This is a genomic window from Streptomyces himalayensis subsp. himalayensis, from assembly GCF_013778455.1.
Classification (GTDB): Bacteria; Actinomycetota; Actinomycetes; order Streptomycetales; family Streptomycetaceae; genus Streptomyces; species Streptomyces himalayensis.
Map to the genome: position 1 here is coordinate 66,426 of NZ_JACEHE010000011.1, position 25,637 is coordinate 92,062.

The 25,637-nt window shown below is 71.1% G+C and carries 23 protein-coding genes; 7 read left to right on the plus strand and 16 right to left on the minus strand.

The annotated features are described in order from the left end of the window. Positions 1–27: 27 nt before the first annotated feature. Complete coding sequence (locus H1D24_RS43615; protein ID WP_181658818.1) at positions 28–360, minus strand: FAD-dependent monooxygenase; 333 nt, start codon at positions 358–360, stop codon at positions 28–30. Beyond that, a complete protein-coding gene (locus tag H1D24_RS19055; RefSeq protein ID WP_181658819.1) occupies positions 344–1,222 on the minus strand; it encodes an FAD-dependent oxidoreductase in 879 nt (292 codons plus the stop codon). Before H1D24_RS19055 ends, H1D24_RS43615 begins: the two co-directional genes overlap by 17 nt. 381 nt (positions 1,223–1,603) lie before the next feature. Between H1D24_RS19055 and H1D24_RS19060 the strand changes: the two genes are divergently transcribed. Genes H1D24_RS19060 through H1D24_RS19085 form a run of 6 tightly spaced genes read left to right on the plus strand, consistent with a single transcriptional unit; the run spans position 1,604 to position 8,886 of the window. After that, the gene (locus H1D24_RS19060; RefSeq protein WP_181658820.1) at positions 1,604–3,169 is read left to right on the plus strand and encodes an AMP-binding protein; all 1,566 of its coding nucleotides are present in this window, start codon (positions 1,604–1,606) and stop codon (positions 3,167–3,169) included. A gap of 35 nt (positions 3,170–3,204) precedes the next feature. After that, entirely contained in the window at positions 3,205–4,638 is a 1,434-nt protein-coding gene (locus H1D24_RS19065) for a FadD3 family acyl-CoA ligase (protein WP_181658821.1), read from the plus strand. A 33-nt stretch (positions 4,639–4,671) separates the two neighbouring features. Continuing rightward, positions 4,672–6,273 carry a methylmalonyl-CoA mutase family protein gene (locus tag H1D24_RS19070; RefSeq protein ID WP_181658822.1) on the plus strand — a complete coding sequence of 534 codons (1,602 nt, stop codon included), beginning with the start codon at positions 4,672–4,674 and terminating at the stop codon, positions 6,271–6,273. Further along, positions 6,273–6,713, plus strand: coding sequence for a cobalamin B12-binding domain-containing protein (locus tag H1D24_RS19075; protein ID WP_181658823.1), 441 nt, complete (start codon positions 6,273–6,275; stop codon positions 6,711–6,713). Before H1D24_RS19070 ends, H1D24_RS19075 begins: the two co-directional genes overlap by 1 nt. Before the next feature lie 8 nt (positions 6,714–6,721). Then, complete coding sequence (locus tag H1D24_RS19080; protein ID WP_181658824.1) at positions 6,722–7,681, plus strand: TIGR03564 family F420-dependent LLM class oxidoreductase; 960 nt, start codon at positions 6,722–6,724, stop codon at positions 7,679–7,681. Beyond that, on the plus strand, positions 7,678–8,886 hold the full coding sequence (locus tag H1D24_RS19085) for a CaiB/BaiF CoA transferase family protein (RefSeq protein WP_309484384.1): 1,209 nt from the start codon (positions 7,678–7,680) through the stop codon (positions 8,884–8,886). Before H1D24_RS19080 ends, H1D24_RS19085 begins: the two co-directional genes overlap by 4 nt. 105 nt (positions 8,887–8,991) lie before the next feature. Here H1D24_RS19085 and H1D24_RS19090 read toward each other — a convergent pair whose 3' ends face one another. From H1D24_RS19090 to H1D24_RS19140, 11 genes are all read right to left on the minus strand, one after another. After that, positions 8,992–9,777, minus strand: a complete 786-nt coding sequence (locus H1D24_RS19090) for an SDR family NAD(P)-dependent oxidoreductase (RefSeq protein WP_181658825.1) — start codon at positions 9,775–9,777, stop codon at positions 8,992–8,994. Between the two features lie 11 nt (positions 9,778–9,788). After that, on the minus strand, positions 9,789–10,937 hold the full coding sequence (locus H1D24_RS19095; RefSeq protein ID WP_181658826.1) for an acyl-CoA dehydrogenase family protein: 1,149 nt from the start codon (positions 10,935–10,937) through the stop codon (positions 9,789–9,791). Positions 10,938–10,964: 27 nt separating this feature from the next. Next, complete coding sequence (locus H1D24_RS19100) at positions 10,965–12,110, minus strand: thiolase family protein (RefSeq protein WP_181658827.1); 1,146 nt, start codon at positions 12,108–12,110, stop codon at positions 10,965–10,967. Beyond that, positions 12,103–12,933, minus strand: coding sequence for an enoyl-CoA hydratase/isomerase family protein (locus H1D24_RS19105; RefSeq protein WP_181658828.1), 831 nt, complete (start codon positions 12,931–12,933; stop codon positions 12,103–12,105). Before H1D24_RS19105 ends, H1D24_RS19100 begins: the two co-directional genes overlap by 8 nt. Then, entirely contained in the window at positions 12,930–14,156 is a 1,227-nt protein-coding gene (locus H1D24_RS19110; RefSeq protein WP_220136945.1) for a CaiB/BaiF CoA transferase family protein, read from the minus strand. Before H1D24_RS19110 ends, H1D24_RS19105 begins: the two co-directional genes overlap by 4 nt. Positions 14,157–14,276: 120 nt before the next feature. Further along, on the minus strand, positions 14,277–15,857 hold the full coding sequence (locus H1D24_RS19115) for a FadD3 family acyl-CoA ligase (RefSeq protein WP_181658829.1): 1,581 nt from the start codon (positions 15,855–15,857) through the stop codon (positions 14,277–14,279). A 58-nt stretch (positions 15,858–15,915) separates the two neighbouring features. Further along, positions 15,916–17,055 carry an acyl-CoA dehydrogenase family protein gene (locus H1D24_RS19120; RefSeq protein ID WP_181658830.1) on the minus strand — a complete coding sequence of 380 codons (1,140 nt, stop codon included), beginning with the start codon at positions 17,053–17,055 and terminating at the stop codon, positions 15,916–15,918. Between the two features lie 76 nt (positions 17,056–17,131). Then, entirely contained in the window at positions 17,132–18,118 is a 987-nt protein-coding gene (locus tag H1D24_RS19125) for an acyl-CoA dehydrogenase family protein (protein WP_181658831.1), read from the minus strand. Between the two features lie 3 nt (positions 18,119–18,121). Continuing rightward, positions 18,122–18,922 carry an enoyl-CoA hydratase/isomerase family protein gene (locus tag H1D24_RS19130; RefSeq protein WP_181658832.1) on the minus strand — a complete coding sequence of 267 codons (801 nt, stop codon included), beginning with the start codon at positions 18,920–18,922 and terminating at the stop codon, positions 18,122–18,124. 160 nt (positions 18,923–19,082) lie between these two features. Continuing rightward, positions 19,083–19,823 (minus strand): FadR/GntR family transcriptional regulator, encoded by a 741-nt coding sequence (locus H1D24_RS19135; protein WP_309484385.1) that lies wholly within the window; start codon positions 19,821–19,823, stop codon positions 19,083–19,085. A gap of 203 nt (positions 19,824–20,026) precedes the next feature. Further along, a complete protein-coding gene (locus H1D24_RS19140; RefSeq protein WP_220136919.1) occupies positions 20,027–21,202 on the minus strand; it encodes an acyl-CoA dehydrogenase family protein in 1,176 nt (391 codons plus the stop codon). A 219-nt stretch (positions 21,203–21,421) separates the two neighbouring features. On the opposite strand from H1D24_RS19140, the gene mftR reads away from it, so the two are divergent. After that, positions 21,422–22,039 carry a mycofactocin system transcriptional regulator MftR gene (gene mftR / locus H1D24_RS19145; RefSeq protein WP_181658833.1) on the plus strand — a complete coding sequence of 206 codons (618 nt, stop codon included), beginning with the start codon at positions 21,422–21,424 and terminating at the stop codon, positions 22,037–22,039. Here the strand turns inward: mftR and mftF are convergent. The 3 genes from mftF to mftD are packed head-to-tail and all read right to left on the minus strand — an operon-like array spanning position 22,014 to position 25,605. Next, positions 22,014–23,573: a mycofactocin biosynthesis glycosyltransferase MftF gene (mftF, locus tag H1D24_RS19150; RefSeq protein ID WP_181658834.1), complete on the minus strand. Its 1,560-nt coding sequence runs from the start codon at positions 23,571–23,573 to the stop codon at positions 22,014–22,016. The two genes, mftR and mftF, sit on opposite strands and share 26 nt — an antisense overlap. Continuing rightward, on the minus strand, positions 23,570–24,346 hold the full coding sequence (mftE, locus tag H1D24_RS19155) for a mycofactocin biosynthesis peptidyl-dipeptidase MftE (protein ID WP_309484386.1): 777 nt from the start codon (positions 24,344–24,346) through the stop codon (positions 23,570–23,572). Before mftE ends, mftF begins: the two co-directional genes overlap by 4 nt. A 47-nt stretch (positions 24,347–24,393) precedes the next feature. Next, a complete protein-coding gene (mftD, locus tag H1D24_RS19160; RefSeq protein ID WP_181658835.1) occupies positions 24,394–25,605 on the minus strand; it encodes a pre-mycofactocin synthase MftD in 1,212 nt (403 codons plus the stop codon). Positions 25,606–25,637 lie beyond the last annotated feature (32 nt).

A 25,637-nucleotide genomic window follows, 5' to 3' on the forward strand; every position in this document is an offset into this window, starting at 1 on the left:
GGGCGGCGGCGCGACACCCTTGCAGGATCACGGCGTCCCGGCATCCCAGTCCAGGTGGTGGCCGTATATCTCCTCGGTGTACTTGCTGTTGGCCGCGGCTTTGAGAATGAGCGGCATGACATTGTCGAGAAAGAGACGGCCCAGCGGGCCTGCCGCCTTGCTGTTGTTGATGCGGGCGGCCTGCTTGACGATCTTCTCGACCCGCGGCCGGCGCAGGCCGACGAACGCGGTGAAGGCCTCCGCGTGGGAGGACGTGTCGCGCAGGCAGCGGGCCAGGACGACGGCGTCCTCGATGGCCAGTGAGGCGCCCTGGCCGGAGCTCGGCGACGGTGCGTGCGCGGCGTCACCGAGGACGATCATCCGGCCGCGATGCCAGGTGGGGAGGCGCCTGAGCAGGTGGACCGGGCTGGCCTTCATGACGTTGTCGCTGCCGGTGGCTTCGATGATGCGCACGGCCGGGCCCCGCGTCGTCCTTGAAGGCCTCGACGAGTGTGCGCCGCCACTCGTCGCCACCGACCCGCTCCACCTCGCCACGGGCAGGCTCGTTCGCGCGCGGCAAGTTCGCGAACCACCACACCTCGCCGTCCAGGGCGACGGCGTAGCCGAAGAACGCACGCCGACCGAAGATCATCGTGTACGAGCCCGGCTCGGCGTCGACCGCGACGTCACGCGTGTAGCCGCCGAGGCTGATCAGGCCTGCGTAAGAGGGCGCGGGCGCCTTGGGGTCGACCGCCATGCGGACGGCCGAGTGCACGCCGTCACAGCCGATCAGCAGGTCCGCGGCGGCGGTGGTGCCGTCGGCGAAGGTCGCGCGGACGGCCCCACCGGTGTCCTCGGCGGCGACCAGGCGTTTGCCGTGGTACACGGTGATGCCCCTGCGTACCGCTTCCTGGTACAGAGCGCGGTAGAGGTCGGCCCGCCTGATGGTCCTGGACGGTGTTCCGGCCGCGGAGCTGATCTTCGAGACGCCTAACCGCTTGCCCTTGCTGCTGCACAGGGTGACCTGGGGCGTGGCGATGCCGGTGTCGTCGATCGCCTGGTCGGCGCCGATCGCCTTGAGCGCGTCGATGCCGTTGGAACCCAGCGTGAGGAACACGCCGGCGCCGTCGGCTGCCTCGGTGTGCGCCTCGTAGACGGTGGCGTCGATGCCGGCCATCTGCAGTGCCATGGCGGTCGCCGGTCCGGCGATCCCGCCACCGATGACCAGGGCTGTTCGGCTCATGGTTGTCCTGCCTCTCCTTGCCGGTGGAAGGCGGCCCACATCGGGCCCCAGTCGTTCTCGATCCGGTCGATGAACCAGGTGACGAAGGCCTGGTCGGCGGTCGAGGAGCGCCAGGCGGTACTCCTCCTCGACCAGGAACAGCGGGTGCGTGCCCGCCGCCACGGTGCCGTCGATCAGCCGGCGGATCTCAACCCGCTCCGTCCCATGAGTGGCGGGTTGGGTGGGGAAGGCAGCGCGCCGGTTCCCGACTTGCTCCCACTCGCCGCCTTCTCAACGGCCCGCGGAACCCTTCAACGAGTCGAAGACGTGGTCGCGTTCGACGTATGGAACTTCCCCTCTCTGTATGGGAGAGTGCAATTCTCAGGGAGTGGAGGGGTACGCATGCGAACGATCCCGTCCGAGCTGGTCAAGCGCTACGAGGCGGAAGGCTGGTGGACCCGGGAGACGATCGGCGATCTGCTGGCGCGGGGTCTGCAAGCTGCCCCCGGCACGGAGTTCCGGGTGCACTCGGAGGTGCGGCCCTGGTCGGGGACCTTCGCCGATGTGGAGGTGATGGGGCGCAGGCTGGCCGCGGGCCTGCGCGAGCGCGGCGTCGGTCCCGGAGACGCCGTGGTGCTGCAGCTGCCCAACTGGGTCGAGGCGGCTGCGGTGTTCTGGGCCTCGGCGTTCCTCGGTGCGGTCGTCGTCCCCGTCGTCCACTTCTACGGGCCCAAGGAAGTCCGCTACATCGTGCAGGCCACCCGGCCCCGCGTCTTCGTCGGCGCCGAGCGCTTCGGGCGCCTGGAGTTCCAGGCCGAGCTGTGCGAGGACGTACCCGTGGTGGGCGTCGTGGGCCGCGCCACGCGGCGCCAGCCGCATATCGAACGCTTCGAGGACCTGCTGGCCGACGAGCCGCTGACCGGTCTTCTCCCCGTCGACCCCGCCTCGCCCGCACTGATCGCCTTCACCTCGGGCACCACCCGCGACCCGAAGGGGGTCGTGCACACTCACCAGACCCTCGGCTTCGAGACCCGCCAGCTGGCCGCCAGCTACCCCCCGGACCGCGGGCGTCAGTTCACCGTCGCACCGGTCGGCCACTTTATCGGCATGGTCAACGCTTTCCTCATCCCGGTGCTCGACGGTACGCCCGTGAACCTCGGCGACACCTGGAACCCGGGCCAGGCGCTCGCGCTGCTGGAGAGCGAGGGACTCGTCGTCGGCGGCGGCGCCCCGTACTACATGACGAGCCTGCTGGATCACCCGGACTGCACGCCGAGGCATTTGGCGCACATGAAGTACGCGGGTATGGGTGGGGCGGCGGTCCCGTCCGCCGTGACGACCCGGCTGGAGAGCCTGGGGATCGCGCCGTTCCGCGCGTACGGCAGCACCGAGCACCCCTCGGTGACCTCCACGCCGTACGACGATCCCGCGGCGAAGAGGCTGTACACGGACGGAAACCTGCTGCCGGGCGCGGAGATCCGGCTCGAGGCGGACGGTGAGATCCTCACCCGCGGCCCGGACCTGTGCCTCGGCTACACCGATCCCGCGCTGACCGCGGCGGCCTTCGACGACGAAGGCTGGTACCACACCGGGGACATCGGCGTGCTCGACGAGGACGGCTACCTCACCATCACCGACCGCAAGGCGGACGTCATCATCCGCGGCGGCGAGAACATCAGCGCCGTGGAGGTCGAGGACGTGCTGCTCGCCATGGAGGCGGTCGCGGAGGCCGCGGTGGTGGCCGCACCGGACCCGCGTCTGGGTGAACACGCCGCCGCCCTCGTAAGGCTGAGGCCCGGGCACGCGCTTCCGTCGATGGAGGAGATGTGCGCCCACTTCCAGCGTGCCGGCCTCGCCCGGCAGAAGTGGCCGGAAGAGCTGCACGCCGTCGACGACTTCCCGCGGACGCCCAGTGGCAAGGTCAAAAAGTTCCTTCTCCGCAAGCACGTTGCGGCACCTCAGCGATGAGAATAGGATTCTCTCATTGGGCTAAGGAGGGTCTCATGGCATCGCGCTGGCGGAGCATCCCCGAACTGGTGCTGAGCGCGGCCGACCGCTTCGGCGATGCAGAAGCCGTGGTGGACGGCCAGCTCCGCCTCACCTTCACCGAACTGGCCGACCGGGTCCGCCGCGCCGCGGGGGCCTTCGCTTCGGCCGGTGTGAGCAAGGGCGACCGGGTCGCCGTGTGGGCCCCCAACTCGGCCGAGTGGATCATTGCCGCGTTCGGACTGCTCACCGCGGGCGGCGTGCTCGTCCCGGTCAACACCAGGTTCCAGGACGAGGAGGCGCACGACATCGTGCGGCGCAGCGGCGCCAAGGCCCTGCTCGTCCAGAACGGTTTCCTGGACCGCGAGTTCACCGGCCCGCCCGGCGTCCCCGTGATCGACGTCAAGTCGGACTTCCTCGCCTCGGGCACGCCCCTGGAGCGCGGGGTCGACGGTGACGATCTGTCCGACATCGTCTTCACCTCGGGGACCACCGGCCGCCCCAAGGGCGTCATGATGACGCACGACCAGACCCTCCGCGCGTACGCCGAGTGGTGCGACCTGGCCGGGCTGCGCCAGGGCGACCGCTATCTGATCGTCAACCCGTTCTTCCATATCTTCGGCTACAAGGCCGGCTGCGTCGCATCCCTGATCCGCGGCGCGACCATCCTGCCCGTCGCCGTCTTCGACGTGGACCGGGTCCTCGACCTGGTGGAGAAGGAGCGCGTGACGGTGCTGCCAGGACCGCCCACCCTCTACCACTCCCTGCTCGAAGCCGGCGGCGGACGGGATCTGTCCTCGTTGCGCGTCGCCGTCACCGGCTCCGCCGACATCCCGGTGGAGCTGGTCCGCAGGGTCGTCACCGAGCTGCCCTTCAAGACCCTGATGACCGGGTACGGGCTGACCGAGGCGGGCACCGTCACCGCGTCCCGGCCGGGGGATCCGTTCGAGGTGATCGCGACGACGGTGGGCACACCGTGTGAGGGCTTCGAAGTCTGCGTCGCCGACGACGGCGAGGTGCTGGTGCGCGGCTACGGCGTGATGCGCGGCTACTTCGACGACCCCGAAGCCACCGCCGACGCCATCGACGCGGACGGCTGGCTGCACACCGGCGACCTCGGGGAACTGGACGACGAGGGCAGGCTGCGGATCGTCGGCCGTAAGAAGGACATGTTCATCGTCGGCGGCTTCAACGCCTACCCGGCCGAGATCGAGGGCTTCCTGCTCGAGCACCCCGCCGTCGCGCAGGTCGCCGTCGTCGGCGTACCCGACGAGCGGATGGGCCAGGTCGGCAAGGCGTTCGTGGTCCCGCGCGGCGAGGTCACCGCCGAGGAACTGACCGCCTGGAGCCGGAAGCGGATGGCAGGGTTCAAGGTCCCCCGGTACGTGGAGTTCCGCACGGAACTGCCGCTCACCGCCACCGGAAAGGTGCTGAAGGACCAGCTGCGCTGACAGCCCTCTACCAGAGCAAGGACCGCAACTGAGATGAGCGACGCCTCCGACGCCTCCGACGACTTCGAGGTCGGCACCTCCTCCGGCATCCCCCTGAAACCCGTGTACACCGCGGCCGACCGGCCCGCCGAGCCGCCCGACCCCGGCAGCTTCCCCTTCACCCGCGGCAACTACCCCTCCGGCTACCGCGGCCGCCTGTGGACCCTGCGCCAGTACTCCGGCTTCGGTACCGCCGAGGAGTCCAACCGCCGCTACCGCTACCTGCTCGACCAGGGCGGCACCGGCCTGTCCGTGGCGCTCGACCTGCCCACCCAGTGCGGTTACGACTCCGACGACCCCGAGGTGGGTGAGGAGGTCGGCCGGGTCGGCGTCGCCGTCGACACCCTCGCCGACGCCGAGATCCTCTTCGACTCCATCCCGCTCGACAGGATCAGCACCAGCTTCACGATCAACGGCACGGCGGCCATCCTGCTCGCGCTCTACGTGGCCGCCGCGGAGCGCCGCGGCATCCCGCGGGCCAAGCTCACTGGCACCATCCAGAACGACATCCTCAAGGAGTACGCCTCGCGCGGCACCTGGATCTGGCCGCCCGAGCCGTCGCTGCGGCTGATCGCCGACACCATCGAGTTCTGCGCGGACCAGGTGCCCCGCTTCAACGCGATCTCCGTGGCCGGCGCCCACTTCCGCGACGCCGGCGCCAACGCCGTCCAGGAGATGGCCTTCACCCTGGCCGACGGCGTCACGTACTGCGAGACCGTGCTCGAACGCGGGCGGATGACCATCGACCAGTTCGCCCCGCAGATCTCCTTCTTCTTCTACACGCACGGGGATTTCTTCGAGGAGGTCGCCAAGTACCGGGCCGGGCGGCGACGTTGGGCGACGCTGGTGAAGGAGCGGTTCGGCGCGAAGACCGACAAGGCGTGCATGTTCCGCTTCGGCTGCGTGGCCGGCGGGGCGTCCCTGTACGCGCCGCAGGCCCGCAACAACACCGTGCGCGTCGCCTACGAGGCGCTGGCATCCGTGCTCGGCGGCGTGCAGTCGATGTTCACCGCCGCCTGGGACGAGCCGTTCGCGCTGCCCAGCGAGGAGTCGGCCACGCTGGCGCTGCGCACCCAGCAGATCCTCGCGTACGAGACCGGTGTCCCCCGCGTCGCCGACCCGCTCGGCGGCTCCTACTTCGTGGAGGCGCTCACCGACGCCACCGAGGAGCGCATCGTGCAGATCATGGACGACCTGGAGCGGCACGGCGGCATGGTGCGCGCCATCGAGGACGGATACCTGCAGGGGCTCATCGCCGACGAGGCGTACCGCGTCCACCGGGACACCGAGTCCGGCGAGCGTCCGGTGGTGGGGGTCAACCGCTTTACTTCCGACGGCCCGCCACCGGACCTCGCGACGTATGAGCTGGACCCCGAGGGCAGGGAGCGGCAGCTCAAGCGTCTGGCCCGGGTCAAGGCGGAACGCAGCGCGGCCGACGTACGCGCCCGCCTAGCGGACCTGAAGCGCGCCGCGGAAGGCTCCGCGAACCTGATGGAGCCGCTGATCGACTGCGCCCTGGCCTACTGCACGGTCGGGGAGATGTCCGACGCGCTGCGCGCGGTGTGGGGCGAGTTCCAGCAGCCGGTGGTGTTCTGATGCCGGCCCGTGTGCGCGTACTCGTCGCCAAGCCGGGCCTGGACGGCCATGACCGGGGCGCCAAGATCGTCGCGCGGGCGTTGCGGGACGCCGGGTTCGAGGTCGTCTTCACCGGCATCCGCCGCCGCGTCGACGACATCGTCACCACCGCGGTCCAGGAGGACGTCGCCCTGGTCGGCCTCAGCATCCTGTCGGGCGCGCACGTCGCGCTCACCCGCCGCATCGTCGAGGGGCTCCGCGCGGCCGGTGCGGACGACATCGGCGTCGTCGTGGGCGGCACCATTCCGGCGGCCGATGTGCCGCGGCTGCGGGCGGCCGGGGCGGCTGCCGTGTATCCGACCGGAACACCGCTGGACGAGATCGTCGCCGACATCCGCAAGCTCACCGCCTCTGCCTCTGCCTCTGCTTCTGCCTCTTCCTCTTCCTCTGCTTCTGACTAGGGACTCTTATGCGTATCGGAGTGATGAGCGGCCCCGAGCGGGGCGACAGCGCGCGCAAGGCCGCCCGCATGGTCGATGACGCGACGTGGGCGGAGGAGGCCGGGTTCGACACCGTGTGGGTGCCGCAGGTCCCCACGGACTTCGACGCCCTCACCGCCATCGCCCTCATGGGTACGGCGACGTCGCGGATCGAGATCGGCACGGCGGTCGTCCCCGTCCACGCCCAGCACCCCGTCGCCCTGGCCCGGCAGGCGCTCTCCGTGCACGCGGCCATCGGCGGGCGTCTCGCTCTCGGTGTCGGGGCCTCGCACCACTGGATCGTCCGCGACATGCTGGGCCTGCCGTACGAGAAGCCCGCCGCGTACACCCGCGACTACCTGGAGGTGCTCGACTCCGCGCTGACCACCGGCACGGGTTCGGTGGACGTGGAGAACGAGACCTTCACCGTGCACAACCCGCTGGGCCTCGCCCCCGTGGCGCCGCTGCCCGTCCTCGTCGCCGCGCTCGGCCCGGTGATGCTGCGCCTCGCGGGCGAGCGGTCGGACGGCACCGTCCTGTGGATGGCCGACGAGCGGGCGGTGGCCGACCACGTGGTCCCGCGCATCACCAAGGCCGCCGAGAGCGCCGGCCGCCCGGCCCCCCGCGTCGTCGCGGGCATCCCGGTCTGCCTGTGCGCCCCCTCCCAGGTCGACGAGGCACGCGAACGCGCCAACCGCATCCTCGGCGAAGCCGAGATCTCGCCCAACTACCAGCGGCTGCTGGAGTACGGCGACGTCCGCGACGTGGGCGACCTGTGCGCGGCCGGAGACGAGGCGGCGATCGCGGCCCGCTTCAAGCGGTTCGCGGACGCGGGCGTGACGGACTTGTCGGTGCGGCTGCTGCCTATCGGCGAGGGGCGGGACGCGTTGGTCGCCTCGAAGCTGCGTACCCGCGAGGTGGTCGCGGGGATCGCGGCGGAGTTCCGGTGAACGGGGTGGGGGCGGCGGGACACGACGCACAGCAGGCGGCGGACGAGGACGCGGGGTCGACCGCCGGCCAGGAGATACGGTCCGCTGCGGGCCAGGACGCACGGCCGGCAGCGGGCCAGGACGCAGGGCCGGCGGCGGGACACGACGCACAACCGGCGGCAGGCGCGGGCCCGCTGGCCGGCCTCCGCGTCCTGGAGGTCGGGCACATCCTCGCCGGGCCGTACGCCACCATGCTCCTCGCCGACCTCGGCGCCGAGGTCACCAAGGTGGAGCCGCCGGGCGGAGACCTGTCCCGCCAGGTCTCCGACTCCTACTTCGCCAGCCTCAACCGCGGCAAACGCTCGGTCCGCCTCGACCTGACGACCCAGGAGGGCCAGGACCGCCTGCACGAACTCGTCCGAGAGGCCCGCGCGCTGCTGGTGAACCTCAAGCCGTCCGCCATCCGCCGCTTCGGCCTCACCTACGAGGCACTGCGGCCGTACAACGAGCGCCTGGTGTGCGTGGCGCTCACCGGCTGGGGCATGGACGCGGGCGACGAACCCGCCTTCGACTACGTCGTCCAGGCCGCCACCGGCATCGCCGCCCTGACCGGCGAACCCGGCGGCCCACCGCTCCTCCCCGGCTACTCCTCCGCCGACAACTCCGCGGGTCTCACCGCCGCCCTCGGCCTGCTGGCACAGGTCGTCTCGGGGCGCGGCGGACAAGTAGAGGTCTCCCTCCGCGACGTGATGCTGTCCCAGCTCAACTACCGCGCCGCCGCCTGGCTAAACGAAGGGACCGAGCCGCGCAGACTCCCGCACGGCGCCCACTCGTACTACGTCCCGGCGCAGCTGTTCCCCACTGCCGAAGGCCACTTGGCGCTGTTCATCACCCATGACGGCTTCTGGAAGACGTTCGCCGCCGAAGCGAAGGTCGAGGGCGAAGGGTTCGCGACCATGGCGGAACGTGCGGCCCGGCGTGAAGAGGTGGTGACCGCCGTGACGAGGGCGCTGGCGGCCGACACCGCGGCCGCCTGGGAGGCCCGCCTGCGCTCGCTGCGGGTCCCGGCCGCGGCCGTCCGCACGCTGCCCGAGGCGCTCACCGCCGCCCCCGAAGCGGTCGTGGACGCGGGGGGCTTCCGCCTGGTCGGCAGCCCGATCCGGGTGACGGGCTACGACCCGTCGTACGGGCCGCCTCCCCGGCTCGGCGAGCACGGCACGGCATAGGGATCGCTACCGTCTCAGTCCTGATCGGCTGACACGTTGTCAGAATACAGAGATACGGTGGCGGCCAACCGTCGGGAAACAGTCCTGGTCCTGTCCCGGCTGACCTCAGACGCTGTAGCCGCCATCGACACCGAGGGCCTGTCCGGTGATGAAACCGGCGCGGTCCGAGGCGAGGAAAGCGACCGCCTCCGCGATGTCCACGGCGTCGCCGAAGCGGCGCAGCGGGATGTTGCGGCGGGTGACCGCCAGCGCCGACTCGTCGAGTTCGCGGGAATCGATCAGGCGCCCCGCGATGCCGTCGGTCAGCATGCCTGGTGCGACGCAGTTCACGCGGACGCCGAACCGCCCCTCCTCGGCGGCCAGCCCCCGGGCGACCGCCTCGACCGCACCCTTCGCGCCCGACGAGAGCCCGTCGCGGACCGGGAAGCGGCGGGTGGCCACGGTGGTAACGGCGACGATGTTGCCCCGGCTCTCCCGCAGCAACGGCAGCGCGGGGTGGACCAGGTTGAAGAACGCCATTGCGTCGGCCTCGAGCTGGGCGCGGTACTGGGCCGGCGTCACCTTGCTCAGATGCACCATCGGCACGTGCGGGCCCGCCGCGTAGACCAGTGTGTGCAGGCCGCCCCGGGCACCGGCCTCGCGGATCGCCGCCGCAGCGTCCTCCTCATCGGTCAAGTCAGCTTGCACACAGCCGACTTGACGACCTTCCCGTGTCGTCTCGGCAACCAGGGCGCGCGCGGCCGCCTCATTGGCGCGGTAGGTGAACACCACCTGGCAGCCGCGCCGCGCCAGGGTGCGTACGATCGCCGCGCCGATGCCGCCGGTGCCGCCCGCCACCAGTGCCACGCCCTTGCGGTCGGCGAAGTCCCCCGCCACACATTCCTGCTCCATCGGCAAACTCCCTACAGACCAAGTGACTTGGCGATGATGACCTTCATGACCTCACTCGTCCCCGCGTAGATGCGGGTGATGCGCGCATCCGCGTACAGGCGGGCGATCGGGTACTCCCGTATGTAGCCGTAGCCGCCGAAGAGCTGCAGGCAGCGATCCACCGCCCGGGCCTGCATCTCCGTGCAGAACAGCTTCACCTTCGCGGCGTCGGCACCCGAGAGCCTGCCCTCCACCAGTTCGCGGACAGCCCGGTCGAGCATCGCCTGCGCCGCCTCCACCTCGGCGGCGACCGCCGCCAGCTCGAACTTCGTGTTCTGGAACGAGGACAGCTCCTTGCCGAACACCGTGCGGTCCTTGACGTACGCCACAGTCGTGTCCAACGCCGCCTGCGCCTGCGCCACCGACCCCACCGCGACCGTCATCCGCTCCTGCGGCAGGTTGTGGCCGAGGTAGGAGAAGGCCTCGCCCTCCTCGCCGAGCCGGTTCGCCACCGGCACACGCACGTCGTCGAAGGCGAGCTCGACGGTGTCCTGTACCTTGATGCCGATCTTGTCGAGAACGCGGCCCCGGCTGAAGCCGGGCATCCCGTCCTCGACGACCAGCAGGGTCAGTCCGGCGCGCCGGTCGCCAGGGTCGGACGACGTCCGCGCCACCACGATCACCAGGTCCGCGAGGAGCCCGCCCGTGATGAACGTCTTGGCCCCGTTCACGACGTAGTGGTCGCCCTCGCGTACTGCCGTGGTGCGGATGCCCGCGAGGTCCGATCCGGTGCCGGGCTCGGTCATGGCGATGGCGGTCAGCAGCGTGCCGGCGGCCAGGCGGGGAAACCAGCGTTCGCGCTGCTCCTTGTTCGCGTACGCGAGGAAGTACGGCAGGATCACGTCCAGTTGGGTGCGGACGGTGCCGAGGGTGACCAGATGGCGCGCCGTCTCCTCCTGCAGGACGACGTTGTAGCGGTAGTCGTCGAGCCCCGACCCGCCGTACTCCTCGGGGATGGCGAGGCCCATCACACCCAGGGAGCCGAGCTGTTCGAAGATCTTGCGGGGCAGCCTCCCGGCCTTCTCCCAGTCCTCGTAGTGAGGGACCACCTCGCGGGCGATGAAGTCCCGTACGAGTCCCCGGAACGCCTCGTGGTCGGCGGTGAAGATGTGCTGCTGCACCCGTGCCCCTCTCTACCTGTGGCTTCGTCAGGACGCCAGCTCGACGAGCGTGGCGTTGGCCGTGCCGCCGCCCTCGCACATGGTCTGCAGGCCGTAGCGGATACCGTGTGCGCGCATGTGGTGGATCATCCGGGTCATGAGGACCGCGCCCGACGCGCCGAGCGGGTGCCCGAGCGCGATCGCGCCGCCCAGGGGGTTGACCAGCGCCGGGTCAGCGCCGGTCTCGGCGAGCCAGGCCAGCGGGATCGGCGCGAACGCCTCGTTCACCTCGAACACCCCGACCTCGTCCAGACCGACGCCCGCCTTGCGCAACACCTTCTCTGTCGCGGGGATCGGTCCCGTGAGCATCAGTACGGGGTCGGCGCCGGCGACCGCGCCCGCCCGATAGCGCACCAGCGGGGTGAGGCCCAGCTCGTGCGCCTTCTCCGGGGTGGTGACCAGGAGTGCCGCGGCGCCGTCGGAGATCTGCGAGGCGTTGCCCGCGTGGATCACCCCGTCCTCCTGGAAGGACGGCTTCAGCTTGGCGAGGGTCGCCGTGCTGGTGCCGCGCCGGACCCCTTCGTCGGCCGTCACCTTCGCCCCGTGGACCGGGACCGGGACGATCTCGGCGTCGAACGCCCCTGCGTCCTGGGCGGCGGCGGCACGTTCGTGGGAGAGGGCCGCGAACTCGTCGAGGCGGGTGCGGTCGAAGCCCCACTTGCGGGCGATCTTCTCGGCGGAGATGCCCTGGTTGAAGGAGAAGCCGTCATAGCGGGCCAGTACGCGCGGTCCGTACGGCATCCCGCCCTCCCTTGCTGCGCCGAGCGGCACCCTGCTCATCGCCTCGACGCCGCCCGCAACCACCACCTCGTACTGCCCGGACAGCACAGCTTGGGCGGCGAAGTCCAGCGCCTGCTGGCTCGATCCGCACGCCCGGTTGACGGTCGTGCCCGGCACGCTGTCGGGCCAGCCGGCGGCGAGCACCGCGTACCGCCCGATGTTGCTCGACTGGTCCCCGACCTGCGAGACGCAGCCCCAGACCACGTCGTCGACGACGGCCGGGTCGATGCCGGTCCGCGCCACCAGCGCGTTCAGCACCAGGGCCGACAGGTCCGCGGGGTGCACCCCGGCCAGGCCGCCGTTCCGCTTCCCCACCGGGGTGCGGAGCGCCTCCACCACAACCGCCTCACGCATCGCTGCCTCCTCGTCGGGCACGGTCGCCGACGGGCACCGCCCAGGCTCCCGTGAATTTCGGATCGCGCCGGTCGGCGTAGGCGGCGTACGCCTCCGCCACGTCACACGTCGCGAAGTTGACGGCCTGGGCCCGCGCCTCGGCGGCGAGGGCGTCCCGTAGCGTCCGGTCGGCGCCTTCGTTGAGCAGGGCCTTGTTCTGCGCCAGCGCCACCGGCGCCCCGCTCGCGAGGCGGGCGCACACGCCGTCCGTGAAGGCTTCCACCTCGTCGTCCGGTACCACCCAGGTCACCAGGTTGAGGGCGCGGGCCTGTTCGGCGTCGATTGTCTCGGCGAGCAGCGCGAGCCGCTTGGCCTGCTGCAACCCCACCAGCTTGGGCAGCAGCCAGGAGCCGCCCAGGTCCAGGGAGAGCCCGCGCCGCGCGAAGATCTGCGAGAAGCGGGCGCTGGGCGTGGCCACCACCAGGTCGCAGCCGAGCGCCAGATTCCACCCCGCGCCGACCGCGACGCCGGTCACCTTCGCCACGGTCGGCATGGGCAGTTCGTGCAGCAGCAGGGCGACCTCGCTCAGCACGCGCATCCGGTACGTGGGGTGCTCGGTGCGCAGCCCGCCCGAGATGTCGGCGCCCGAGCAGAACGCTCCACCCGCCCCCGTGACCACGAGGACCCGTACGTCGCGGTCGTTCCCCGCCGCGGTCAGGGCGTCGCGCAGCGACCGCCACAGCTCGTCGTCGATCGCGTTCCGGCGGTGCGGCCGGTTCAGGGTCAGGGTGCGTACACCGTCGCTGTCGTGGGTCAGCAGCACCTGCTCCCCACTCCCACTCACCGCGGCTGCCCTCCGAGCACTCCGGAGGCGCGCAGCTCGGCGATCTCGGCTTCTCGCAGGCCGAGTTCGGCAAGCACGGCCTCCGTATGGCTGCCGAGTTCCGGGACCGCGCCCATCGGTGGCTCGTAACCGGGCAGTACCGGCGGCGGCAGCAGCGCGGGCGTCGGTCCGCCCGGTGTGGCGATCTCGCGCCAGCGGTCGCGGGCGGCCAGCTGCGGGTGGTCGAGCACCTCGCTCGGCGTGTTGAGCTTGGCGTTGCCGATCCCGGCGGTGTCGGCCGCGGCCTGGATGTCCTTCAGCGTCCGGCCCGCGCACCAGCCACCGATCTCCCGGTCCAGCTGCTCCCGCTGGGCGACCCGGTCTGCGGTCGTACGGAACCGCTCGTCGTCCGCCAGATCCGGGCGCTCCAGCAACTCGCGGGCGAAGCGCTGCCACTCGCGGTCGTTGGTGGTGCCCAGCACCACGGTGTGCCCGTCTGCGGTCCGGTAGGCCCCGTACGGCGCGACGGCCGGGGAGCCCATGCCGACCGGCTGCTGGTCGACGCCGGTGTGCCGGGTGTACGTCAGGGGGTATCCCATAAGCTCGGCCATGGTGTCGAACATGCTTACCGATGCCGTGGCGGGGGAGCGGCGGCGCCCCTGCGCTCGCTCGTGCAGCAGCGCGACGACCGACAGCGCCGCGTACAGACCGGTGCAGACGTCGGCCGCGGGCGGGCCGGGCTTGGCCGGTGCGCCGGGCAGCCCGGTGATCGCGCAGGCGCCGGACTCGGCCTGTACCAGCAGGTCGTAGGCCCGCTTGTGGGAGAGCGGGCCGCCGGGCCCGTAGCCGTCGATGTCCACGCTGATCAGGTCGGGGTGACGTACGGCCAGGTCGGCGGGTGAGAGGCCGAGTTTCGCCGTCGCGCCGGGCGCGAGGTTCGAGACGAACACGTGGGCGCGGTCCAGCAGCCGGTGGAGCACCTCCGAGCCGGCGGCCGATTTCAGATCCAGGGTCACCGACTCCTTGCCCCGGTTCACCCACACGAAGTGCGCGGCCAGGCCGTGCACCGCGTCGTCGTAGAAACGGGTGAAGTCGCCCCCGTGCGGGCTCTCGATCTTGATGACCCGCGCACCGAGATCGCCCAGCGTCCGGGTGCACATCGGGGCCGAGACCGCCTGCTCCAGTGAGACCACGGTGATGCCCGACAGCGGCCCGGCCGCGGATTCGTCAGTACCGGCCGACAGCGGCCCGCCTGCGGATTCGTCAGTACCGGCCGACAGCGGCCCGGCCGAGGAGCCCTCCGTACCGCCGTCCTGCGTGCTCGTCACGCTCGTTCTCCCTCCCAGGTGCGCGAACCCGTGCGCTCAGTCGTTCGCGAACCGTGCCCTGAGCTGGCCCTTGAGCACCTTCTGGCTTGCGTTGCGCGGCAGTTCACCGACGAAGAGGACGTGCCGCGGCACCTTGAAGTTGGCCATGTGGGCGCGCGCCCACGCGATGACGTCCGCCTCGGTCGTCTGGTGGCCGGGCTTGAGGACCACGAAGGCGCAGCCGACCTCGCCGAGTCGCTCGTCCGGTACGCCGATCACGGCGGCCTGCTGGACCGGCTCACAGCCGAGCAGCAGCTTCTCGATCTCGGCGGGGTAGGCGTTGAAGCCGCCGACGATGTACATGTCCTTCTTGCGGTCGACGATCGACAGGTTGCCGTCCGCGTCGAGCACGCCGATGTCCCCGGTGCGCAACCAGCCGTCCGGGCCGATCGCCGCCGCCGTGGCCTCGGGTTCCTCCCAGTAGCCGCGGGTCACGTTGTAGCCGCGTACCTGGACCTCGCCCGCTTCCCCGGCGGGCAGGGCCTGCCCCTGGTCGTCCGCGATCCGCACCTCCACGTCGGGGATCGGGCGCCCGGTGGTGCGGGCCACCGTCGGCGCTTCGTCCCCGATCCGGGTGGTTGTCACCAGGGCAGACGACTCGGTGAGGCCGTAGGCGCTCATCACGATGTCGAAGGACAGGTCGTCCTTTATGGCGTGGATGAGCGGTTCAGGGATGGTGGTGCCGCCCGTCATGGAGACCCGCAGCGAGGACACGTCGTGGTCGGGCCTGCTCGGATGGTTGATCAGATCCTGGAAGATCGTCGGCGGCCCGAGCAGGATGCTGACCTTCTCCCTGCTGATCAGCTCCAGCGCCTGGCCCGCGTCGAACAGCCGCATGGGGATCACGGTGACGCCGTGGATGAGCGACGCGAGCCAGCCCGCCTTGTAGCCGAAGCAGTGGAAGAACGGCGGGATCACCAGGAACGTGTCGGAGTCGGTGAAGGTGTACTCCTCGGACATCCAGCCGTAGGCGCGCAGCGACTGGCCGTGGGTGAGGATCACGCCCTTGGGGTGGCCGGTGGTCCCCGATGTGAACATCACGTCGGAGATGTCGTCGGGGGTCAGGCGGTCGATGGCGGCGTTCGCGTCGGCGTGGGGTGTGCGCTCGCCTCCGTCGAGAAAGCCAGCCCAGTCCAGGTCCGCCGGTCCCTGCGGGCCGAGGATCGACACGGTGGTGCGCAGTGCGGGCAGGTCCGGGTCCTCCTTGAGCAGGTCGTCGATGTAGTCGGTGCCGAGGAACGACGACGCGAAGAGCGCCTTCGCCTCGGACTTGCGCAGGATGTACGAGAGTTCGGCCGCCTTGAAGCGGGTGTTGAGAGGGACGACGATGCCCCCGGCGCCGTGGATGCCGAGCGCGGCGACGATCCACTCCGCGGAGTTGGGCGCGCACAGGCCCACACGGTCGCCCGGCCCGATGCCGAGCGCGAGCGCCGCTCGCACGGAGCGCACCATCTGCCGCTCCAGCTCTCGGAAGCTCCAGCGGAGGTCACCGTCGACGAGGGCCGGCGCGTCGCCGAAGCGCTGGGCGGCGCGCCGTATGACGTGCGGGATGCTGCGGTACTCCTGGTCGTATCGCATGGTCGGCTCCGATCGGCTGAACGCTGGGGTGCTGTGGAAACCCGCGAGGAAATGCGGCCTATCCCGCCGACGGCAGGCGCAGCAGGCGCTTGGCGATGATGTTCCGCTGGATCTGCGAGGTGCCGCCGTACACGGAGGCGGCCCTGGAGTAGAGGTACTCGCCGAACACCTCGCCGCCCTCACGGAACAGCTCCTCGGGAAGCACCTTGAGTGCCGTCTCGTACAGCCGCTGCTCGGTGCGGGTCATCAGCAGCTTGTCGACGGACGACTCGGGGCCCGCGCCCTGCCCGGCCAGGCGTTCGGCGGTGCGGCGGCGGGCGTGGGCGACCAGCACCTGGTAGTCGGCGACGCACCGGCCGACCGCCGAGGCCAGCCCGTCCGGCAGGTCGTCCCGGCGGTCCTGGAGCACCTGCCGCAGGCGCTCCAGGAGCAGCCCGTACTTGGAGAGGTGGCCGGTGTCGAGGGCGTTGCGCTCGTAGTTGACGGTGGTCATGGCGAGCGGCCAGCCGTCGCCCTCGGCGCCGATGCGCTCGTCCTCCTCGATCCGCACGTCGTCGAGGAACAGTTCGCAGAACTCGTCGTCACCGTTCGCGGCGCGCAGCGGCCGTACGGTCACGCCTTCGCGGTCCAGCGGGAGGACGAAGGCCGAGAGGGAGGAGTGCGCGGGCGCGGACCGGTCGGTGCGGGCGAGCAGCAGGCAGTAGTCCGAGTACTGGGCGTAGCTGGTCCACAGTTTCTGGCCGCGGACGGTGTAGTGGCCGTCGTGCCGTTCGGCGTACGTGCTCATCCCGGCCAGGTCCGAGCCCGCGCCGGGTTCGCTGAAGCCCTGGCACCACACGTCGTCGCCGGACAGCATCCGCGGCAGCAGCCGCAGCCGCTGCTCCTCGGAGCCGAACTCCAGCAGCGCGTGGGCGAGATAGCCGATGCGCGGCACGCCGGGGGCGCGGCAGGCGCCCAGCTCGTCGCTGACCGCCACCTGGTGCAGCGCGGTCAGGCCGCGGCCGCCGTACCGCACCGGTACGTCCAGGCCGACCCAGCCGCCCGCGTGGAGCTGCCGGTGCCAGCGGTGCAGGAACACCGCCGCCGGCTCGTCCGGCAGCCGTTCGGGCAGCGGGTTCGCGGCCAGCCAGGCGCGGAACTCGCGGCGCAGCTGCTCGAGGTCGGCCGGATCGCCGAAGTCCAGCGTGTCGTCGGTCACGGTGCCTCCTCGGGAGGTCGTGTCTGCTCGGGAGTTCATGTCTGGTGTCGTCCCGTGTCACTGCTGCCCGGGCGAGTCATGCCTGCGCCGGCGCGGCGAGTACGGGCAGCAGATCCGCGGAACGGGCCAGCACGGTGGCGCCGAGCAGGACCCGGCGCAGATACAGGTGGGCGGTGTGCTCCCAGGTCTGCGCGATGCCGCCGAACACCTGCATCCCGGTGTAGACCGCCTCGACGGCAGACTCGTTCGCCTCGGCCTTCGCCACGCGGGCGGCGGCGAGGGCGGCTTCGGGCGGCGCGTGGTCGAGGCACCAGGCCGCGTACCGGACGGCGCTCGTGCAGGCTTCCACGGCGACGGTGGCGTCGGCGAGCAGGTGCTGCACGGCCTGGAAAGAGCCGATAGGACGCCCGTACTGGGTGCGTTCGCGGGCGTAGTCAGTGCTCTGCGCGAGGAATGAGCGGGCGCCGCCTACCAGTTCACTGGTGACCATCACGAGCGCCCACGCCTGCCAGTACTGCCGACGTTCGGCGTCGAGTCGCCCGAGGACGGCGGGAGGGGCGTCGGAGCGCAGGGCGCGGACGGTGCGCAGCGGGTCGGTGGTCGGGGTGGGGGTGCCAAGGCCGGACCAGCGCACTGTGCCGTCGTCCGCGACCCACAGCGCCCCGTCGGCGCCCTGGCAGTCCCAGCCCACCAGGTCCGCACCGTCCGTGGTGCCACGGCCCGGAAGCCGCAGGTCGCGTGCGAGCGCCACGGTCGGTACACCGTCGCACGTCACTGGGCCGTCTTCGGCTTCCAACAGCCGCAGCAGCTCCGGGGCCAGCAGCCCGGTGCCGAGGAAGGACGTGGCCAGCGGATACCGGCCGTGTTCCTCGGCGAGCAGCGCGCACTCCTGCGCGGTGGCCGATGGCGGTGTGGACGCGCGCAGTTCGGCCAGGCCGAGCGCGTCGAGCGCCTGCTGCGCGGCCGCCCGGTCGGCGGGCTTCACCTCCGCCGAAGCACATCGGTACCGCTCGGCGAAGGCCCGCAGCGCCTCGCGTACCAGCCGGAACTCCTCCGTCTCCACGCTCTACGCCTCCTGGGTCTCGGACGCGCGGCTCTTGTCGCCGGACGCCAGCTTGCTGACGATCTGCAGGTATTCGGGGCTCGCCATGGTGGACTGCTCGGCCATCAGCGCCGCCTCCATGCCGCCGCGGGACACCTGCTCCACCACCACGGCGAGCGCCGCTTTGGTGGCGCGCAGCGCCTGGGCGGGCTGGGCGGCCAACCGGTGCGCCAGCGCCAGCGCCTCGCGTTCCAGCTCGGCGGCGGGGACCACACGGTTGGCCAGACCCAGCTCGACGGCCTTCGCGGCCGGTATGCGGTCGCCGGTGAACAAGTACTCCTTTGCCCGCAGAAGGCTGGTGAGCAGCGGCCACAGGGTGACGCCGCCGTCGCCCGCCACCAGGCCGACCGATACATGCGGATCGGCGAGGTAGGCGTCGTCCGCGATCAGGACGAGATCGCAGCCGAGTGCGAGGCTGCAACCAAGGCCGACCGCCGGCCCGTTCACGGCCGCGACAACCGGCAGTGGGAAGCGGATCATCTCCGTCTGGATCGCCCGGTCAAGGCGGATGGAGCGGTCCCGCAGCGCGGGGTCGCTGTGGTGGCGCAGCAGGTGGCCGAAGTCGCCACCGGCGCTGAAGGCGCGGCCGGCGCCGGTCAGCACCACGGCGCGGGCCGCGTCGTCGGCCGCGAGCTCGCGCCACACCTCCGCAAGGCGGCGGTGCAGCTCTTCGGACACGCCGTTCAGCTGGTCTGGTCGATTGAGCGTGACGATGCGGACGTCGCCGTCCGCGGTCACGGTCAGGACGGAGCTTTCGTCGCCCATGGGACCCCATCTCCGAAAAGCCGTCCGGCGGCCGTGCAGCCACCGCAACCTCAGCTCACGCTAAAGGTCAGACCGAATAGGTGTCAATGCTCTTACCGCTTAGTGTAAACGGGGTTCTCGCTCATGTGCCTGCCTCGTCGCGTGAACGGTCGGCGCAAGGTCAGTCGGCCTCTGGCGGGGCCAACTCGCCCTCCACACCTGCCAGGTCGAGGCTCTCCCGGGAGTCGACCCGCGCGGCGGCCCGCGCGAAGCCGCAGACGTGGCGCTCCATGCGCCGTCTGGCCGCGGCCGGGTCGCCATCCCGGATCGCCTTCGCGATGCTCGCGTGGGCCCGCGCGGTGACGGCGCGGATCTCCGCGTCCATGAACTGCTGGATGTCGGTCGCGGCGTAGATCGACTGCGACAGGGCGCTCATGAACCCGATGAGCAGCTCGTTCCCCGAGGCCCGTGCGACCGCCGTGTGCCAGCGCACGTTGGCGCGCAGGAACTGGGGGATGTCCTCGCCCGCCTCGACCAGTTCCGTGTGCGCCGCGTCCATTTCCACGAGGTCGTGGTCCGTGCGCCTGCCGGCCGCCAGCGCGGCGCACGCGGGTTCCATGGCCTCGCGGGTCTCGTGCAGGGCGTCCAGCCGGATCTGCTGGCCCCGGATCACCAACTGCACCGTACTCGCCAGCGATTGGTGGTCGGGGCGGTGTACGAAGGCCCCGCCGCCGCGTCCCGGTCTGATGCGCAGCAGCCGCTCCACTTCCAGGATGCGCAGGGCCTCCCGGACGGTGGCGCGGCTGAGTCCGGTCTGCTCCACGAGCTGTCGCTCCGGCGGCAGTGGCATCCCCTCGGGGAACTCGCCGGACAGGATCCGCTCGCGTACCTCGGCGGCCAGCACGTCGGACGCCTTCGGCACGCTCAGGGCATCGAAGCGGGCTCTCGAGCGGTCGGGCGTGCCACGTCCTGCGGGTGCCGGGGAGGGGGGCTCGGCGCTGTGCACGGGTTCAAGCCTTTCGCGTTCGTCGCGGCCGCGGTCCCACGGGCCACGGTCCGGCCCGGGGTGCGGGCTCCGGCTGAACCATTCAACAACTGTCGGTCTAGGGCCGGGTGGTCCGCCCGTCAGTAGCTCCTTGGCATGCCCAGCACGTGCGACCCCAGATAGTTGAGGACCATCTCCTGGCTGATCGGTGCGATCTTGAGGAGGCGGGCCTCCCGGAAGTACCGCGCGACGGCGTACTCCTCGGCGTATCCCATGCCGCCATGGGTCTGCAGCGCTCGGTCGGCGGCGGCGAAACCGGCGTCCGCGCACAGGTACTTGGCGGTGTTCGCCTCGCGCCCGCACGGCTGACCGTTGTCGTAGAGCCAGGTGGCCTTCCGCAGCACGAGCTCGGCGGCGTCCAGTCGGGCCAGCGAGTCCGCAAGCGGAAACTGGATGCCCTGGTTCATTCCGATCGGCCGGCCGAACACCACGCGCTCCCCGCCGTACTTGACCGCCCGGTCGAGCGCGACCCGGCCGAGCCCGAGCGCCTCGGCGGCGATCAGCATCCGCTCGGGGTTGAGGCCGTCGAGGAGATAGCGGAAGCCCTCGCCCTCCTCGCCGACCCGGTCCTCGACGGGCACCCTCAGGCCGTCGATGAACACCTCGTTCGAAGTGACCGCGTTCCGGCCCATCTTGGGGATCGGGCGGATGTCGACGCGGCTGCGGTCCAGGTCGGTCAGGAACAGCGTCATGCCGTCCGTCTTCCGTGCCACCTCGTCGATCCGCGACGTGCGCGTCAGCAGCAGGATCTTCTCCGACTCCATGGCCTTCGAGATCCACACCTTGCGTCCGTCCACCACGTAGTGGTCGCCCTCGCGGCGTGCGAACGTGGTGATGCGTGACGTGTCCAGACCCGCGCCCGGTTCGGTCACACCGAAGCAGACGTGCAGGTCGCCGGTGGCTATCCGGGGCAGAGTACGCCGCTTCAGTTCCTCCGAGCCGTGCACCACCACGGGGTGCATGCCGAAGATGGACAGGTGGATGGCGCTCGCGGCGTTCATGCCGCCGCCCGAGCGCGCGACCTCTTCGAGCAGCAGGGTCGCCTCGGTGATGCCGAGGCCGTGCCCCCCGTACTCCTCGGGAATCGTCAGCCCCAGCCAGCCGCCGCCCGCGACGGCGGCGTAGAACTCGGCCGGGAACTCGTGGTCCCGGTCCTTCTGCATCCAGTAGTGGTCGTCGAATTCGCGGACGAGTCCGGCGACGGCTTTGCGGATCGTTTCCTGGTCTTCGGTGAGTTGAAAGTCCACGGTACGCATGCCTCCGCAGCCTGGGGGCACCTCCCAGGCCCTTAAGGCACTGGGGGAGTGTGTGAAACATATCAAAGGTCAGACCGAAATAGTAGAGGAGGTGTGGCAGTTGCGTTCGGCGTTCGCCAGGCCGGTGGCACCGGGCAAGCGGCGCACTCCCGCCGTCACGCTGGCGTATGTTGTTGACGCCGCCGCATCACGGGACCGTCGCCCGGGGAAGGGAGAGCTGTGGAGCCGCCTTCGAGCACCCTCATCGCCGGCACGCCGGCCAGGAGCGGGCGCCCGCGTGCCACGTCGCGGGCCGACCTGGAGCGGTTGGGCTTCGAGCTGTTCGCGCGGCAAGGGTTCGACGAGACCACCGTCGACGACATCGCCGGCGCCGCCCGCATCAGCCGACGCACCTTCTTCCGCTACTTCGCGTCGAAGAACGACCTGGTGTGGGGCGACTTCGAGCATCAGCTGGCCAGGCTGCGAGACCTGCTGGACGCGGCAGACGCGAACACTCCGGTCATGGACGCCCTGCGGGAGGCCGTCGTCGAGTTCAACCGGTACGACGCCACCGATGTGCCGTGGCACCGGCAGCGCATGCAACTCATCCTGACCGTGCCCACCCTCCAGGCCGACGCCACCCTGCGCTATGCCTCGTGGCGCGCGATCGTCACCGAGTTCGTGGCGAAGCGCATGGGCCTGCCGACCTCCGAGGTGTTGCCCCGGCTCTTCGGCTACACCTTGCTTGCTGCGGCGATCGCCGCCTACGAACACTGGCTGGCCGATGAGGAAGCCCAGTTGAGCGATCTGCTCGACCTGGCCATTCGGCAGGTCACCGACGGACTCGGCGCGGCTTAGCCCGACGCGCCGGCTGCTGCCCTGCCACGGACGTCGAGGGCTGCTGCCCTGTCAGGCTTGTGTCTCCCATGGAGGGGAGTGCTGTCGTGGTGGGCTGCCGTTGTGCGCCCTTGCGGGTCATGACGATGCGGGGGCGCAGGGCAGCCGTGGAGCGGCCTCTGAGGGCGGAGATCCAGACGCCCGCACCATAGGCGAGGTCGTCGAGACGGCGGGCGATGCCGTACCGGATGGGGTCCAGGCGGTTGGTGCCGCCGCGGTATTCGAGAGCGATGTCGGTGATGGCTGCCAGGGCCGTGGCGCGGCGGACGCGGCGTGAGGCCAGGCACCCGATGGCGGTGAGCGGCCACCAGTGGCGGGTCAGCAGCGCCGACCCCTGGGCGAGGGCGGACACGGCGCCATCGGCAGAGAGCCGCGCCGCATGACGGACCGGGTGCTCCGTGTTCTTCAGCTTCCCGGCGATACGGGCGGTGGCGACGGCCCAGACGGATCCGGCCACGGGGAGGGACCAGCGGCGCTGGGCGAGCAGGGTGAGGACCAGCGCGGTGCTCCACGGGGCGAACACGGCCGGGGCGATGCTCTCGGGATGGCGCTCGGCGAGGGGGTGCGCTCCCGTGCCGTAGACGGCCTTGCGCTGGAACCAGTCGCCGAGGCCGACCCGGTGCTCGTGGGCGGCCTCGACGAATGGTTCGTACCGAATGCGCCAGCCTTTCCGGTCCAGGCGCCAGCACAGGTCGACGTCCTCGCCCACACGCATCCGCTCGTCGAAGCCCCCGCCATCGGTCAGTACGTCGACTCGGGCGACCGCGCATGCACTGGGCGCCCAGGACACCGGTGTGCCGGGACGGACAGCGGCCGGGTGCGCCCCCAGGTCGAGGGACGACCGGGTGCTTTCGTAGCGGCCGAGCCAACGGGAGGACTCGGAGGTGACCAGGCCGGTGATCCTGGGCACCGCCATGGCGACTCGGGGATCGGCGAAATGCCGCAGCAGAGTGGGCACCGTGTCGGGCGACAGCACGATGTCCGAGTCGACGAAAGCCACATAGGGCGTGGTGACGAGGCGCAGCCCGGCGTTGCGGGCACCCGCCGGTCCGAGGTTGACGGTCAAGGGGACGAGGCGCGCGCCGTGCTCCGCGGCGACGGCTGCGACGAGGTCGAGGCGGCGCGAGGCGTCGTCCACCACGATGACCGGACTGCCCGCGGGGATGCTGGCCAGGAGTCGGGCGAGTTCCCGGGGGCGGTCGCGCACCGGGATCACGTACGTACAGTCCGGGTCCGGGTCGCCCCCGTTGCCGGACGCGGGATGCGCTGGCAGGGCTTCGACGACCGGGTTGGCCAGGCCCGTCTCCAGCAGGCGGTCGGCGAGCACCGCGCTTGCCGCATCCCGCACGCGCACCGTGCGCCCTGACAACAGCGGTCGCGCGCGGGCGCTGAGTCGGAGCAGCCGGGTCGGGTTGCCGCCGAGGATGGCCCGGCCGTCGTCCAGGACACGGGTGTGCCGGTCGAGGGTGACCACGAAGCCGTGGGGAAGCGTCATGGGTGCGCCGCTTTCTTCCGAGGAGCGGGTGGTACGGGGATGCTCGGGGCCGATGGGCACGGCGGTGCGGAAGAATCGCCTGTGCCGACGAGGCGGCTCCGGGACCCGGTTCGACCTGCCGCGATACGGCGTACCGCGGCAGAAACCATGGCCTCCAGCGCGGCACGTCCCTCCTCGGCCGTGGCACCGGTCGGGTCGCCGAGCACGCCGGAGGGCGAAACGGCCCGTACGCCACGGGCCATCAGCTCCGGCATGACGACAGCCAGAGGCCGGGTGTCGCCGACGGCTGCTTCGGACAGACGGACATCGCCGGGTGCCAGGTACAGCATCAACGAGGTCTCCGCACGGCCGGCGTGCGCGTCGCTGCCGGGTGTCTCGCAGCCGAGCCACGACACATCGTGGCCCTCGCTGCGGAGTTGGCCGACGGCCGCGTCCAGCGTGGGCACATTGCCGCCGTGGCCGTTGACGAAGACGATACGGCCGGCCCACAGCGACAGCGACCGCACGGTCTCCACAAGGAAGACGCGCAGCGCCTCATGCCCGATGGAGACCGTCCCCGCGAAGCCCGCGTGCTCGCCGCTGGCGCCGTAGGCGATGGTCGGCGCCAGCAGCACGGGACGGTCCGGCCTTCCGGACCTCAGTCGTTCGGCTGCCAACTGTGCTACGGACTGGGCGATCACACTGTCCGTGTTCAACGGCAGGTGCGGCCCGTGTTGTTCGGTCGAGCCGACGGGGACCAGCACCAGCGCGTCGGCCGGAACGGCCGGCCACACCGAGCGACCCAGCTCCTCCGCCTGCCCTTGGGTGAGCGATGACACTGCTAGCCGACCGGGCCGGCCGTGCGCGAGGCTCCGGCGGTGCGCGTGAAGCCGTCCGGGATGACCAGGTCGTCCGGCGACAGTTCGTGGACCGATGAGTGCCCCAGGCCCAGTACGGCGGAGTCGAGTCCGCCGCGCAGGATGTCCAGGACGTTCTCCACGCCTGCCTGCCCGTTGGCGGCCAGCCCCCACAGGTACGCGCGGCCGATGAGCACCGCACGCGCGCCGAGTGCCAGGGCCTTCGCGACATCGCCTCCACGGCGGATGCCGCCGTCGAGCAGGACCTCGACCTCGTCGCCGACCGCCTCGACGATCGACGGCAGCAGCCGGATGGTGGCGGGCGTGGTGTCCAGGTTGTTGCCTCCGTGGTTGGAGACCGAGATGCCGGACACACCGGCGTCGACGGCCCGCTTGGCGTCGTCCACCCGGCCAACGCCCTTGAGCAGGAACGGACCGCCCCACTCCTCACGTATCCACTTGACGTCCTCCCAGGTGGGCGGCGTGGTCTGCATCCACTCGCCGTAGGCGCCGAAGAACGTGGGGGCCTCGCCGCCGGGCGGCCGGAGGTTGGGGGTGGTCAGGTCGGGGATGCGCCGGGACCTGGCGAACGTCCACAGCCAGCGCGGATGAGGCAGGACATCGGGCGCGAACCTGACCATCGTGCGGAAGTCGATCTTCTCCGGGATGGGCGGGCTTCCCCAGTCGCGGCCGTTGGAGAAGGACCAGTCCAGCGTGGCGATCAGCGCCTTGGCCCCCGCGGCCCGCGCACGCTCCATGCGCTGGACCATGGAGTCCCGGGTGCCCATCCAGTACATCTGGTAGAAGGTGTTCGGATTCGCCTCGGTGACCTCGTCCAGGGGCTTGCTGGCGAACGAACTCAGGCCCATGATCACGCCTCGGTTCGCCGCCGCACGGGCCACCGCGACCTCGCCGTCGGGGTGGACGGCCTGCACGCCCGTAGGCGAGATCACGACCGGCATCGCGGACGGCACGCCCAGCACGGTCGTGGAGAGGTCCCGCTCCGCGTGATGGCCCACCACGCGCGGAGCGAAGCCCAGTTCGGCGAAGGCGCCGGTGTTGTCGTCGATCGTGCGGCCCCGTTCCGAGCCCGCCACGAGGGCACCGTAGACAGTGCTCGGCAGGTACTTCTTGGCGCGGCGCTGAGCCTCCGCGACGGTCTCGAACCAGGGATTCGACCAGGGACTGCGGCCCATGTGCGGCTCTCTCTGTGAGGGTTTCCACTGCG

Excerpts from the sequence above, each read along its gene's own strand:
- H1D24_RS43615 (WP_181658818.1), bottom strand. The coding sequence starts at position 360 with ATGATCGTCCTCGGTGACGCCGCGCACGCACCGTCGCCGAGCTCCGGC.
- H1D24_RS19055 (WP_181658819.1), bottom strand. The coding sequence starts at position 1,222 with ATGAGCCGAACAGCCCTGGTCATCGGTGGCGGGATCGCCGGACCGGCG.
- H1D24_RS19060 (WP_181658820.1), top strand. The coding sequence starts at position 1,604 with ATGCGAACGATCCCGTCCGAGCTGGTCAAGCGCTACGAGGCGGAAGGC.
- H1D24_RS19065 (WP_181658821.1), top strand. The coding sequence starts at position 3,205 with ATGGCATCGCGCTGGCGGAGCATCCCCGAACTGGTGCTGAGCGCGGCC.
- H1D24_RS19070 (WP_181658822.1), top strand. The coding sequence starts at position 4,672 with ATGAGCGACGCCTCCGACGCCTCCGACGACTTCGAGGTCGGCACCTCC.
- H1D24_RS19075 (WP_181658823.1), top strand. The coding sequence starts at position 6,273 with ATGCCGGCCCGTGTGCGCGTACTCGTCGCCAAGCCGGGCCTGGACGGC.
- H1D24_RS19080 (WP_181658824.1), top strand. The coding sequence starts at position 6,722 with ATGCGTATCGGAGTGATGAGCGGCCCCGAGCGGGGCGACAGCGCGCGC.
- H1D24_RS19090 (WP_181658825.1), bottom strand. The coding sequence starts at position 9,777 with ATGGAGCAGGAATGTGTGGCGGGGGACTTCGCCGACCGCAAGGGCGTG.
- H1D24_RS19100 (WP_181658827.1), bottom strand. The coding sequence starts at position 12,110 with ATGCGTGAGGCGGTTGTGGTGGAGGCGCTCCGCACCCCGGTGGGGAAG.
- H1D24_RS19115 (WP_181658829.1), bottom strand. The coding sequence starts at position 15,857 with ATGCGATACGACCAGGAGTACCGCAGCATCCCGCACGTCATACGGCGC.
- H1D24_RS19130 (WP_181658832.1), bottom strand. The coding sequence starts at position 18,922 with ATGGGCGACGAAAGCTCCGTCCTGACCGTGACCGCGGACGGCGACGTC.
- H1D24_RS19140 (WP_220136919.1), bottom strand. The coding sequence starts at position 21,202 with ATGCGTACCGTGGACTTTCAACTCACCGAAGACCAGGAAACGATCCGC.
- mftF (WP_181658834.1), bottom strand. The coding sequence starts at position 23,573 with ATGACGCTTCCCCACGGCTTCGTGGTCACCCTCGACCGGCACACCCGT.
- mftD (WP_181658835.1), bottom strand. The coding sequence starts at position 25,605 with ATGGGCCGCAGTCCCTGGTCGAATCCCTGGTTCGAGACCGTCGCGGAG.